Annotated in this window: 10 protein-coding genes; 4 read left to right on the top strand and 6 right to left on the bottom strand. The window is 70.0% G+C overall.

Annotation, left to right across the window (positions count from 1 at the left end; all coding sequences use genetic code 11):
* Positions 1 to 85: 85 nt before the first annotated feature.
* The 4 genes from OSC30_RS15990 to OSC30_RS15975 form a co-directional block, all read right to left on the bottom strand.
* Positions 86 to 2,182: an FUSC family protein gene (locus OSC30_RS15990; RefSeq protein WP_267172846.1), complete on the bottom strand. Its 2,097-nt coding sequence runs from the start codon at positions 2,180 to 2,182 to the stop codon at positions 86 to 88.
* Positions 2,183 to 2,207: 25 nt separating this feature from the next.
* Positions 2,208 to 3,245 carry an HlyD family secretion protein gene (locus OSC30_RS15985; RefSeq protein WP_267172845.1) on the bottom strand — a complete coding sequence of 346 codons (1,038 nt, stop codon included), beginning with the start codon at positions 3,243 to 3,245 and terminating at the stop codon, positions 2,208 to 2,210.
* Positions 3,246 to 3,268: 23 nt separating this feature from the next.
* Positions 3,269 to 3,469, bottom strand: a complete 201-nt coding sequence (locus OSC30_RS15980) for a DUF1656 domain-containing protein (protein WP_267172844.1) — start codon at positions 3,467 to 3,469, stop codon at positions 3,269 to 3,271.
* 66 nt (positions 3,470 to 3,535) lie between these two features.
* A complete protein-coding gene (locus OSC30_RS15975) occupies positions 3,536 to 4,033 on the bottom strand; it encodes a MarR family winged helix-turn-helix transcriptional regulator (RefSeq protein WP_267172843.1) in 498 nt (165 codons plus the stop codon).
* Between the two features lie 339 nt (positions 4,034 to 4,372).
* On the opposite strand from OSC30_RS15975, the gene ubiE reads away from it, so the two are divergent.
* From ubiE to OSC30_RS15960, 3 genes are all read left to right on the top strand, one after another.
* Positions 4,373 to 5,125: a bifunctional demethylmenaquinone methyltransferase/2-methoxy-6-polyprenyl-1,4-benzoquinol methylase UbiE gene (gene ubiE / locus OSC30_RS15970; protein ID WP_267172842.1), complete on the top strand. Its 753-nt coding sequence runs from the start codon at positions 4,373 to 4,375 to the stop codon at positions 5,123 to 5,125.
* A gap of 89 nt (positions 5,126 to 5,214) precedes the next feature.
* The gene (locus tag OSC30_RS15965; protein ID WP_267172841.1) at positions 5,215 to 5,481 is read left to right on the top strand and encodes a DUF2249 domain-containing protein; all 267 of its coding nucleotides are present in this window, start codon (positions 5,215 to 5,217) and stop codon (positions 5,479 to 5,481) included.
* A gap of 4 nt (positions 5,482 to 5,485) precedes the next feature.
* Positions 5,486 to 6,097, top strand: coding sequence for an FmdE family protein (locus tag OSC30_RS15960; RefSeq protein WP_267172840.1), 612 nt, complete (start codon positions 5,486 to 5,488; stop codon positions 6,095 to 6,097).
* A 59-nt stretch (positions 6,098 to 6,156) separates the two neighbouring features.
* Here the strand turns inward: OSC30_RS15960 and OSC30_RS15955 are convergent, their stop codons facing one another.
* Complete coding sequence (locus tag OSC30_RS15955; RefSeq protein ID WP_267172839.1) at positions 6,157 to 7,065, bottom strand: DMT family transporter; 909 nt, start codon at positions 7,063 to 7,065, stop codon at positions 6,157 to 6,159.
* Positions 7,066 to 7,420: 355 nt separating this feature from the next.
* Between OSC30_RS15955 and acpA the strand changes: the two genes are divergently transcribed.
* Positions 7,421 to 9,109, top strand: a complete 1,689-nt coding sequence (gene acpA / locus OSC30_RS15950; RefSeq protein WP_267172838.1) for an acid phosphatase — start codon at positions 7,421 to 7,423, stop codon at positions 9,107 to 9,109.
* A gap of 224 nt (positions 9,110 to 9,333) precedes the next feature.
* Here the strand turns inward: acpA and OSC30_RS15945 are convergent, their stop codons facing one another.
* Positions 9,334 to 12,441, bottom strand: a complete 3,108-nt coding sequence (locus OSC30_RS15945; protein ID WP_267172837.1) for an efflux RND transporter permease subunit — start codon at positions 12,439 to 12,441, stop codon at positions 9,334 to 9,336.
* Positions 12,442 to 12,870: the final 429 nt, after the last annotated feature.

Genomic DNA, 12,870 nt, shown 5'->3' with positions numbered 1-12,870 from the left:
GCTCCTGCCCCCTCTCCCGGAGGGGAGAGGGAGCCGTGTCGGCGATTTGGGGATGCCTCGCTCCTGCTGAGCCAGCTCGAGCCCATCAACCTCCCGGCAGATAGGCGCCAAGTGCCGACTGGTCGTCGTGCAGCACGCCGTGGAGCTGATGCAGGTGCAGCAGCAGCGGGCGGTGGCTGGCGTGGAGGGGGGCATCGGCCAGTGCGATCGCCGCGGAGACCGCGTGGTCGGCCCGCTCCCATCGCATCTGGTCCGGCGCTTCGTAGAGCCGGGCCAGGGCTTGCACCGCGTCGGTCGCGCGCTGCTCCAGCGCGGGCGGCAACGGGCGGTGGGCCATGCGCTGGCGCAGTTCGATCACGGTGCGGCCGCCTTCGTGCGCGGCCAGTGCCCAGGCCAGCAGTTCGCGCGACTCGGCGCTGTCCGGACGGGTGTGGGTGACCACTTGCTGGAACAGGTCGCGATGGCGGCTTTCGAAGCGGTAGGCCAGCCCCGGCAGCGGTTCGGTGGCGGCGCGCACCACCTGCAGGCGAAGTTGCCGCAATTGCCGCGCGCGCTGCCAGCCGGTGCCGGCGATGCCCGGCAGCACCATGAAGGCCACCGCGCTGAGCGCGAAGCCGGCCAGTTGCGCGATCGACTCGTTGACGAAGAAGGTTACGTCGTAGGCCATCGCGTTGCGCAGCATCATCGAGAAGATGAAGCCGATGCAGTAGCCCACGCCCATGGTGGCCAGCGCCGGCCGCGACTGCAGGTAGAGGCCCGGGATCAGGAACGGCAGCGTGGCGACGATGAACATGCCCATGCCATCGCTCAGGGGCAGCAGCCAGAAAGTGACGTAGAACGAGGCGAGCATGCCCGCGCCCTGCGCCAGCAAAGTCCGCACGGCCGCCGATACCGGGTTGGGCGCGGCCGCCAGCAGCCCGGCGAAGATGGTGGCGATCAGCATGGCGCTGGTGCCGTGCGGCCAGCCGCTGGCCAGCCAGAACGCGCTCAGCACGGCCATGGTGAGGAAGGTGCGCAGCATCGCCAGCAGCGCGCCGAGGTAGTCGTTGCCGCGGCGGAACTGCACCTTCTCCACGTTGCCGCGCAGGCGCCGCGCACGCAGCGAGACTTCCACCAGGGCGAAGTCGCGCAGCTCGTCGGCGAAGCGCGTGAGCAACGCGGCGCCGGTATCGAACTCGATCCGCGCGTCGGCCGCCAACCCGGCGCGCAGGCGCGTGGCCAGCGGCGGCAGGACCGCGGCGCCGTCCTGCAGGCGCGCGGCGAGGACGGCCGGGTCATGCCGTTGCGCGGGCCCGGGCGAGAGCGCGCGGCTGATCGGCTGATAGAACGCGATCAGCGCGTCGCCGACCTCGCGCCGGCCGCCGCGGCGCAGCCGCTCGATCAGGTGGTGGGCCGACTGGAAGCTGCCGGTGGCGGCCATGTAGAACTGGTTGAGCAGGCGCATGCGGCTGGAGCGCGCGTGCGCCTCGGGATCTTCGAAGATCACCGCGGCGCGCATGTTTTCCAGTTCCACCGCGTCGCGCACGAAGCGCAGATAGGCCTGTTCCATCTCGCTGCGCGGGATCGCGCCGAGCATGGAATCGCGGGCGAAGTCGATGAAGTGCGCGAACTGCGCGCGCGCGGCGCGGCGCAGGGTGTCGCGCAGCCGTTGCGGCAGCACCAGGTCGCTGACCACGCCGGCGACGACAATGCCCAGCAGCACTTCGCTGACGCGCATCACCGCGCTGTCGAACACGCGCAGCGGCGCATTGATCGCCGGCAGGGTGACGATCGCCGCGGTGTAGCCGGCCAGCACGAAGCCGTAGGCCATGAAATTGCGGTACAGCGTGGCGCCGCCGGCGCACAGCCCCACCCACAGCGACATCGACAGCAGGAACAGCACCGGCTGCTGCGGGAACAGCGACAGCAGCGCCAGCCCGAACAGGCTGCCGGCGAGGGTGCCCACGCCGCGGTAGAAGCTCTTGGCCAGCACCATGCCGCTCTGCCGGTGCATCAGCAGGGCGATGGTGACCAGCGTGGTGTAAGGCTGTTCCAGCTGCAGCCACATCGCCAGCCAGGCGCCCAGGTACAGCGCCAGCGCGGCCTTGAACACGAAGACCCAGGAGACACGCTCGCCGAGCAGGAATTCGCGCAGCCCGGCCCAGCGGGAGGCGGACGGCGCGGTAGCGGCGGCGGGGGGCATGGCGGGGATGATTCCGGGATGTGCGTTACGGCGTGTCGTGGGCGGCGACGACGTGTGGCGGCTTGCGGTCGCCGCTCGGGCGCACCTCGATGGTTGCGGTCATGCCGGCGGCGAGCACCATGCCCTCGGGCAGGCCGCGGGTATCGATGGCCACGCGCACCGGCACGCGCTGGGCCAGGCGCACCCAGTTGAAGGTCGGGTTGACGTCGGCCAGCAGGTCGGCGCCGGCGGGGTTGTCGCGGTCGGTGATGCCGCGGGCGATGCCGGTGATGGTGCCTTCGAGGTGCACGCCGCCGGCCATCAGGCGCACGTCGACCGGGTCGCCCACGTGCAGGTGCGGCAGCTTGGTTTCCTCGAAGTAGCCGTAGACGTAGAAGCTGTGGCTGTCGACCAGCGCCAGCAGCGGATTGCCCGTGGCGGCGTAGTCGCCCACGCGCACGATCAGGTTGGTGACGTAGCCGTCGACCGGGGCGCGCACCTCGGTGCGGGCCAGGTCCAGCCGGGCGCGATCCAGCGCGACCTGCGCCTGCTCCATCGCGGCCGTGGCCTGCTCGCGCGCGGCATGGGCCTGGCTGCCGCCGGCCCTGGCCTGCTGCCAGCTGGCGCGCGCCGCGCTGGCGGTGGCGGCCGCGTCGCTGCGCGCCTCGCGGGAGATCACGTCGCCCATGCGCTGGCGCCGTTCGGCCTGCTCGGCATACATGCGGTACTGCGCCTGCCGGGCCTTGGCGCTGGCCCGCGCCGCGTCGATGTTGGCGCCGGCGGCGCGGGCGGCGGCTTCGGCCGCAGCGAGGTTCGCCTCGGCCTGGGCCACGGCGTTGCGGAAGCGCGCCCGGTCGACCACGAACAGCACGTCGCCCCGGTGCACGAACTGGTTGTCGCGCACGCGCACGGCGTCGACCAGGCCGGAGACGTCCGGCGCCACGCGGATGACGTCCGCGCGCACGCGGCCGTCGCGGGTCCACGGCGCATACAGGTAGTGCTTCCACAACGCGTGGCCGAGCACCGCGGCGACGATGACGACGGCGGCAGTGATCAGGAAGCGCAGCAGCGAAAGGTTTTTCATGGGTGGATCGGGAACCAGGGGAATCAATGGACCAGCACGAGGCCGGCGGCGCTGAACAGGCAGACGAAAAGGGCCAGGCGCACCAGCGAGGGATGCCAGACACGCCGGTACAGCCCGCGCCGGCCGAGCACCAAGTCCAGCAACACCATCAGCAGCAGGCAACCGAGGAACACCGGTAGCAGGCCGGGCATCAGCACGCCGTGGAAGTCGACTTCAAGCGGCATGGGCGACCTCGTCGGGCCGGTGCCGGTCGGGCCGTGGATGGGTTTTGGCTGGCATGGGGAAAACCTTCAGCCGCGGCGGTCGAAGCCGTCGAGGAACTTCTTCAGCAGGCGCTCCAGCTCGGCCTGGTCGCGCGCGGTCAGGCCTTCGGTCTGCGCGTGCAGCAAGGTGCAGAGCGAGGGCAGCAATCGTTCGATCAGCGCGATCCCGGCGGGTGTGAGGCTGAGCACCAGCTTGCGGCGATCGCCGGCGCTGGCGGCGCGCCCGATCAGGCCCTTCTCGCACAGCTCGTTGGTAAGCCGCGTGATGTTGGCCGGCTTCTCGCCCGCCGCTTCGGCCAACTCCGACGGATGCAGTGCGTGGTCGTCGGTGCCGTAGAGCATCATCAGCAGGTTGTACTGCGGATGGTTGAGGCCGAAGGGCTTGAGCGCGGCGTTGGCGTCGTCGTGCATGCGCTTGTGCAGGTGCTTGACCAGGCGCACGAGCACGGCCGGGGCGCGCGGGAACGCGGGGTGGCGTTGGCGGGTGACGGCGAGGCGTTGTTCGGTGGCGAGGAAGCTGTTCATGGTGTTTACCTGCCCTAGCTATATTACATTTATATATTAATTTCGCAAGCGGCGGCGGCAGCGGTTCGCTCCGCCCCCCTCTCCCCTCCGGGGAGAGGGTTGGGGTGAGGGGCCGGGCTCGCCCGGCTCTCCAGTCGAGCGAGTGCTTTTGCTTCAAAAGCAACAGCGCGCGCGGCTTCGCCCGGCCCCTGCTGCAAGCCTTGACCCCTCACCCCAGCCCTCTCCCCGGGGGGAGAGGGAGCCGGTGTCGGCGGTTGGGAGGTGCCCACCCCGCCACGAGCCGCTCCCCAGCCCCTTGCGTTGGGGAGAGGGCGCCAAGAGGCTGTAGCATTGCCGCCCATGAGCGAGCAGCCCCACACCACCCATTTCGGTTTCCGCGACGTGCCGGCGGCGGAGAAGCAGAAGCTGGTCGGCCAGGTATTTACCTCGGTCGCGCGCAGCTACGACCTGATGAACGACCTGATGTCGTTCGGCGTGCACCGCCTGTGGAAGCGCCACTTCGTGGCGATCAGCGGCGTGCGCCGCGGCGATCGCGTGCTGGACCTGGCCGGCGGCACTGGCGACATCGCCGCGCTGCTCAAGCCGGTGGTCGGCGACCAGGGCGAGGTGGTGGTGGGCGACATCAATGCCGCCATGCTCGGCGTGGGTCGCGACCGCATGACCGATCGCGGCCTGGTCGGTGGCCTGCGCTGGGCGCAGTTGAATGCCGAATGCCTGCCCTTCCCCGATGCCTCGTTCGATGCGGTGACGATGGCCTTCGGCCTGCGCAACGTCACTGACAAGGACAAGGCGCTGGCCGACATCTGCCGCGTGCTCAAGCCCGGCGGACGCGCGCTGGTGCTGGAGTTCTCGCGCGTGCAGAGCGAGCTGTTCGGCAAGCTGTACGACTTCCACTCGTTCAAGGTGCTGCCCAAGCTCGGCCGGCTGTTCGCCGGTGACGCGGACAGCTATCAGTACCTGGCCGAGTCGATCCGCAAGCATCCGGACCAGCAGACGCTGAAGGGCATGATGGAGGCGGCCGGCTTCGGCCGCGTCGAGGTGCGCAATCTCACCAACGGCATCGTGGCGATCCACAAGGGCTACAAGCTCTAGGTCCACGCCGGGGCATGGCCTGATCCAGGTCATGGGCGGGCCGCGCGGGCGGGCGTAGCTTGGCGCCACCTTCCCCGCAGATGCCGACCATGCAAGCCAACCTCAGTCCCGAAGACAACGTCCACGTGTTCGATGCGCGCGGCATCGCCCGCCGCTTCCGCCATTCGGCCATCTTCGGCGCGCTCGGTGCCTTGCGCTCGGGCGAGACGATGCGCTTCATCAACGACCACGACCCGGTGCCGCTGCTGGCACAGTTGCGCGAGCGGCTGGGCGAGCACCTGACCATCACCTACCGCCAGCAGGGCCCCGGCCCGGTGGTGGTGGATTTCGGCATCGTCGGCATGCCGAACGAGTAGGCCGATGGCGTTCCCGGACTTTTTCGAACAGGCGCCGCGCATCGCCACGCGCGACCCGCTGGCCGCCCTGCTGGGCGCGAGCGACGACGGCGTGCTGGTCTATGGCTACGCCGACGCGGTGCGGCTGGCCGGGCACTCCTGCCCCACCGTGGCCGGCGCCTACCTGATGGCCCGCGCGGCGCTGCGTGCGCTGTACCCCGACCAGCCGGCCGAACGCGGCGGCGTGGCGGTACGCATGGGTGCGCCGGAGCACGAAGGCACCACCGGCGTGATCGCCCAGGTGTTCACGTTGTTGACCGGCGCCGCGGCAGGCAACGGTTTCCATGGCATCGGCGGTCGTTACGTGCGGCAGGGCCTGTTGCGCTACGCCGGCGCCAGCGAAGGCGCGGGCGTGCGCTTCGTGCGGCGCGACAACGGCGCGTCGGTACGGGTGGCACTAGACCTGTCCCGCGTGCCGCCCGCGCCCGGCCTGCGCGAGCGCATGGCCGAGGCGCTGGCGCCGGATGCCACGCCGGCGGCGCGACAGACTTTCGCCGGACTCTGGCAGGACCGCGTGCGCCGCCTGTTGCTGGAGCATGCGGACGATCCGCAGGTGATCGTCGTCGAACCAACCTGAACCGTAGGGTGGGCTTCAGCCCACCAGCGTCGCACCGGGACGGTGGGCTGAAGCCCACCCTACGATTGTTTGCAGGCGGCGGGGATGGCGCGCGGGGCGCGGCCGCGCGCGTTGGCCAGGATCACTCCGCCGACCACCACCGCGCCGCCCAGCAGCGTCAGCAGCCCCGGCCTCTCGCCCAGCCAGACCCAGCCGATCAGCACGGCGATCGGCGGCGACAGGTAGATGAAGCTGGACACCTTCGAGGCCGAGCTGCGGTGGATCGCCACGTTCCAGGCGATGTAGCCGAGGAAGGTCGGCGCCAGCCCCAGCCACAGCAGCGCGCCGATCCGCGGCCACGGCGCCGCCGCCAGCGCCTGCGGCAGGTGCAGCGCGAACGGCAGCGCGCCGAGCGTGCCGGCGAAGAAGGTGAACGCGGTGACGCCGAACACGCTCGATCGTGCGAACAGCGGCTTCTGGCCGACGAAGTAGATCGCCGAGGCGACCACGCTCAGCAGCACCATGGCCGCCATCGGCTCGAACTTCACCTGCTTGCCACTGGCCAGCACCACCATCACCACCCCGACCAACGCCACGCCCAGGCCCGCCAGCGTGCGCGCCGGCAACCGCTCGCGCAGCCACAGCGCGGAGAGCGCGGCGGTGGCCGCCGGCACCAGCGAGATCAGGATCGCGGCGGTGCCGCTGGCGATGCGCGTTTCGGCGTAGTTGAGCGCCATGTGATAGACGGTCAGCCCGACGACGCCCAGCAGCGCCAGCTGCGGCCAGTCGCGGCGCGGCGGCAGCACCGGGCGCCTGGCCAGCAGCCACAACGCGAAGCACAGCGAGCCGATCGCCAGGCGTGCGAACGCCACTTCGCCCGGCGTGAACGAGGGCAGCGCGTAGGCGATCGCCGCGTAGGCGCTCGACCAGGTGACCAGGGCGACGCCGATGCAGGCCAGCGTGCGCCCGTCGAGGCGGGTGGTGTCCATGGGGGAATCCGGTGCGGGGAAGTGCGCATGCTAGTGGGGGTGGGAGGGCGCGGGAACAACGGACAGGTTGCGGCGGCCCTGGCGACGAACGCCATGGTGCGCCTGCGCCGCCCGCCGATGCTTCGTCGCAGCGCGAAGCTGGCGACATGGCAGCCGCGCGCGCATCTGCGACAACCTCGAGAGCCCCTGTAGGAGCCCACTTGTGGGCGATGCTCTACGCCTCGATCGCGCCGCCAAGGGCCCGCCCACAAGTGGGCTCCTACAGGGCCGCATGCGAAACGCTGTGCGCCAGGGATCGGCGGGCAGGACAATCGCGGCATACTTGGGCGCTTCGGCCCTCCACGGAGACCTGCGCATGTCCGACCTGCCCCTGCCGCCCGATGGCGACGACGAGCCCACCGATCCGCAACGCCGCCGCCTGCTTGGCGGGCTGGCCGCCGCCGGCGCGGGGCTGGCGCTGGGTGGCGCCACCGCCGAGGCGGTGGCCGCGGCGCGGCCGGCGGCGCGGGTGCCCACGGCGCTGGACGCGCTGCTGCGCGAGCGCATCCAGCGCGTGGTGGTGATCTATGCCGAAAACCGCAGTTTCAACAACCTGTTCGCCAATTTTCCCGGCGTGGCCGAGCCGCTGGACGCGCTCAAGCCCGAGCAATACCGCCAGCGCGACCGCGACGGCTCGCTGCTGGAGCACCTGCCGCCGGTGTGGCACGGCGTGGCGCCGCACGAGCAGGTCGTCAACCATCGCAAATACCTGGTGCGCCAGGAGGACCTGACTGGGCTGCCGAACGCGCCGTGGGCGCTGCGCACCGGCGACGGCGAGCCGCTGCCGCAGGGCGTGGTCACGCGCGATCTGTGGCACCGCTTCTACGAGAACCAGCGCCAGATCAACGGCGGCAAGAACGACGGCTTCGTCGCCTGGAGCGACAGCGGCGCGCTGGTGATGGGTTATTACGGCGACAACGCCTCCAGGCTGCGGTTGTGGCAACTGGCGCGCCAGTACACCTTGTGCGACCACTTCTTCATGGGCGCGTTCGGCGGTTCGTTCCTCAACCACCAGTACCTGGTCGCCGCGCAGCCGCCGTACTACCCGCATGCCGATACCAGCCCGGCGCGCTTCAACATCGCGCAGACGGTCAGCGGCAAAGCCACCGACATCCACCTGAAGCTGGCCGACGACTCCCCCGCCAGCGCGATGCAGGGCAAGCCCGAGACGATGGGACACAGCTCGCTCACGCCGGACCTGTGGGCGGTCAACACGATGGGTCCGCCCTACGCGCCGGCGTTTTCCAAGGATCCGAACGACCCCGGCCGCGCCGATCCGAACAGCGCCAACACGCTGGTGCCGCAGAAGCACGCCACCATCGGCGACGTGCTGTCCGAAGCGGGCGTGGACTGGGCCTGGTATGCCGGCGGCTGGAAGGCGGCGCTGGAGGGCAAGGGCGACGGCGACCAGGCCGACTTCCCGCAGCGGCCCAACTTCCAGCCGCATCACCAGCCGCTCAACTACTTCGCCGCGTTCGCGCCCGGCACCGCGGCGCGCTCGAAACACCTGCGCGACGCCGGCGTGGGCGAGACGGCGGCGACCAACCACCTGCTCGCCGCGATCGAGTCGGACACGCTGCCGACGGTGACCTTCTACAAGCCGCAGGGCGATCTCAACATGCACGCCGGGTATTCGGACGTGGACGCCGGCGATCGGCACATCATGACCGTGGTGGAGGCGCTGCAGAAATCGCCGGCGTGGCCGGGCGTGCTGGTGGTGATCACGGTGGACGAGAACGGCGGCTGGTGGGACCACGTGGCGCCGCCGAAGGGCGACCGCTGGGGACCGGGTTCGCGCATCCCGGCGGTGATCGTGTCGCCGCACGCGAAGAAGGGGCACGTGGACCACACGATCTACGACACCGGGTCGATCGCGCGCTTCCTGACCCGACGGTTCGGGCTGCGCAAGCTGCCGGGGCTGGCCCTGCGCGAGGACGCCATGCGCGCCGCCGGCGGGCCGCCGCCCGGGGATCTCACCGCTGCGCTGGATTTCGACGCGGCCTGACGCCCTTCCCTTTCCCCCGCGAGGAGAATAGGCGCGGCGATCGGCAACCCGGCGGCGTGGGGCTTCGGCCCACCTGTCACGTGCGCGGCAAGGGGCGGTGGTGGGCTGAAGCCCACCCTACGGCGCTCGTGGCAGTCATGCGTCCATCCACACTACGGCGGGAAAGGCCTGCTGCTCTCCCCGACCCTCTCGCCCGGCTACGCCGGGGAAAGGGATTGCGGGGCTCAGGCCCGTGCCACCTCGCGGCGGCGATGGCGTGTGTGCCAGGCGTGCCAGCGCGCCGACAGGCACGAGAAGATCACGTACAGCGCGGGGGTGCTGAGCAGGGTCAGGCTCTGCGAGATCAGCAGGCCGCCGATCAGCGCGATGCCGAGCGGGCGGCGCAACTCGGAACCTTCGCCCAGGCCAATGGCGATCGGCAGCGCGGCGAGGATCGCCACCATGGTGGTCATCATGATCGGGCGGAAGCGCACGATGCAGGCCTCGCGCACCGCCTCCAGCGGACCCTTGCCGTGCTCGCGCTCGGCCACCACGGCGAAGTCGATCATCATGATCGCGTTTTTCTTGACGATGCCGATCAACAGCACCAGCGCGATCTGCGAGACCACCGACAACTCCGTGCCGGTCAGCCATAGCGCCAGCAGCGCGCCCACGCCGGCGGCCGGCAGCGTAGAGAGAATCGTCACTGGGTGGATCAGGCTCTCGTAGAGCATGCCCAGCACGATGTAGACGGTGAGGATCGCGGCCAAAATCAGCCAGCCCATGCCGCTCTGCGATTCCATGAAGCGGCGGAAGTTGCCGCCCATGTTGAGGCGGATGTCGCCGGGCATGCGCATGCCCTGCACGGTGTGCTGGATGATCGCCATCGCCTGACCCATGCTCACGCCTTCGGCGAGGTTGAAGGACAGGTCCATGGTGGTGTACTGGTCCTCGTGCGAGATCTGCGAGGGCGCCAGTCCGGGCTCCTGGTGCGCCAGTGCGCCCAGCGGGATCATCTTGCCGCTGTTGGAGCGCAGGTAGATGCGGTCGATCGCCGCCGGCGTGGCGGTCTGCGAGGGCAGCGCGTTGACCACCACCTTGTACTGGTTGATGTCCGAGTAGATGGTCGACACCTGGCGCTGGCCGAACGCGTTGTACAGCGCGCCGTCGATGGTGCCGATGGACACGCCCAGCCGCGCCGCCTTGTCGCGGTCGATCACCACGTTCTGGCGCAGGCCGGCCTCGTCGACGTCGCTGCCGACATCCTTCAGCTTGGGGTTCTTCTTCAGCTCGGCGACCAGCCGGGGCAGCCACAGCTGCAGTTCGGCCAGGTCATTGCTCTGCAGCGAGACCTGGTACTGCGCGCCCTGGTTGCCGCCACCGCCGCCGCTGGGCAGGTCCTGGATCGCGCGCAGGCGCAGGTCCAGGTCGGGGTAGCGATCGGCCTTGGCCGACAGCCGCGCGAGCACGCCGAAGGTGTCGAGCTTGCGGCCCTCGTCGCGGGTCTTCAGCTCGATGTTGAACGAGCCGCTGGTGCCATGCCGGCTGGTGCCCAGGCGCGAGCCGACCGCCTTGACGTCCGGATCGGCCAGCAGCATTTCGGTGAGGCTGCGCTGGCGGTCGATCGCGTCCTGGAACGACACCGTCGCGCTGGACGTGGCGCGGCCCCAGATCAGGCCGGTGTCCTGGCGCGGGAACAGGCCCTGCTGGACCACGCCGAACAGGAACCAGGTGGCCGCGATCAGCACCAGCGGCGTGAGCGAAAGCGCCAGCGCGTGGCGCAGCGCGAAATCCAGCGAGCGGGTGTACACGCGCAGCATGCCGGCGTGGAAACGATCCAGCGCCGCGCCCATCCGCGAGGGCCTGGCCACCGCATGGCCGCTCAGGAACAGCCCGCACAGCGCCGGCGTGAGGGTCAGCGAGATCAGCGCCGACATGGCGATCGCCGCCACCAGCGTCACCGTGAACTCGTGCATGAACATGCCGGTGATGCCCGGCGCGAACAGCAGCGGGATGAACACCGCGATCAGCGAGGCGGTGATCGAGACGATGGTGAAGCCGATCTCGCGCGCGCCGGTCAGCGCCGCCTCCATCCGCGGCATGCCGCTGTCGATGTGCCGGATCACGTTCTCGATCACCACGATGGCATCGTCCACCACGAAGCCGATCGCGATCACCAGCGCCAGCAGGGTGAGGTTGTTGAGCGTGTAGCCGAACAGGTACATCGCCACGAAGGCGCCGGCCAGTGACAGCGGCACGGTGAGCGCGGCGATCAGCGTGGGCGCCAGCCGGCGCAGGAACAGCGCCATGGTCAGCACCACCATCGCCAGCGAGATCAGCAAGGTGGCCTGCACCTCGTGCAGCGAGGCGCGGATGGTCGGCGTGCCGTCAAAGTACGGCGTGAGCGTGGTGCCGGGCGAAAGGTAGGCGCGCAGACCCGGCACCTGGGCCTTGACCGCGTCGACGGTGGCGATGATGTTGGCGTCGGCCTTCTTGTAGACGTACATCAGCACCGCCGGCTTGCCCTGGAACCAGGCCGCCTGGAAGGCATCCTGCTGGCCGGCATAGACGTGCGCCACGTCGGACAGCCGCACCGGCACGCCGCCGCGCACGGCGACCACCAGCCGGGCGAAGTCGTCGGCGGTATGCAGCTGGTCGTTGGCGGTGACCGCCATGGTGGTCACGCCATTGGACAGGAAGCCCTGCGGCGAGGTGACGTTGGCGGCGGTCAGCGCGTTGCGCAGCTGGTCGGGCGACAGCCCCATCGAGTTCAGCGCGTGCAGGTCGATGTCCACGCGGATCGCCGGCGTGGCGGCGCCGGCAATCTCCACCGAGGACACCCCCGGCAACTGGCGCAGGCGCTGGGCCAGCAGCGTATCGGCGCTGTTGTACAGCGCGGCCGCCGACTCGGTGTCGGAGGTCAGCGCGAAGGCGATGATCGGGTCGTCGTTGGGGTCGGCCTTCTGGTAGCTCGGCGGGTTGTTCAGGCCCGCCGGCAGATCCGGCGCGGCGGCATTGATCGCCGATTGCACGTCGCGCGCGGCGGCGTCCAGGTCGGTGCCGTTGCGAAACATGATGAAGACGAAGGCGCTGCCCTCGGAGCTGCGCGAGCGCATCGACTCGATCCCGGGCACCTGGCCCAGGTGGCGCTCCAGCGGCGCGGCCACGGTCGAGGCCATGGTGCTGGCATCGGCACCGGCCTGCTGCGCCTGCACGAAAATCACCGGGAACTGCATCTGCGGCAGCGCCGACACGCCCAGCAACGCATAACAGATCAACCCGGCAAGCAGCATACCCATGGCCAGCAGCGAGGTGCCGATCGGGCGTCGGATGAAGGGACCGGAGATGTTCATGCGGTGGGGAAAGGCGGGGCAAAGGAGAAGAGGATACGCGGCATCGCCGTGCTAACGCGCATCGACGGATTCGGTTGATCTGCACCGGGCAAGGCCCAGCGCCCGCACCCCTTCCCGCCGCAACCCCGAACGCGCGGAAAAATGCCGCAAGAACGACAACGTCCTTGCCGACATTCCCGCAAGCCCCGCCCCTCACCCCAGCCCTCTCCCCGGAGGGGAGAGGGAGCAAGCACGCGGCTCCCGAGCGACCGCGGCAAAGCGGCGGCAGCTCCTCTATGAGCAGGCGCCCGCCAAACAAGGTGAGAAGGCACCTAGCTCTTCTCTCTCACCGCGCTCCACAGACCCTTTCTTTTGGTTACTTTTCTTTGGGTCCGCAAAGAAAAGTGACTCGAGCGCCGACAGGCGATCGAAAGCCCGCCGCAGGCGAGC

Origin of the sequence: Frateuria hangzhouensis, from assembly GCF_026410505.1 — a bacterium.
GTDB classification, from domain to species: domain Bacteria; phylum Pseudomonadota; class Gammaproteobacteria; order Xanthomonadales; family Rhodanobacteraceae; genus Frateuria_A; species Frateuria_A hangzhouensis.
This window is presented reverse-complemented; position numbering and strand designations above follow the sequence as displayed.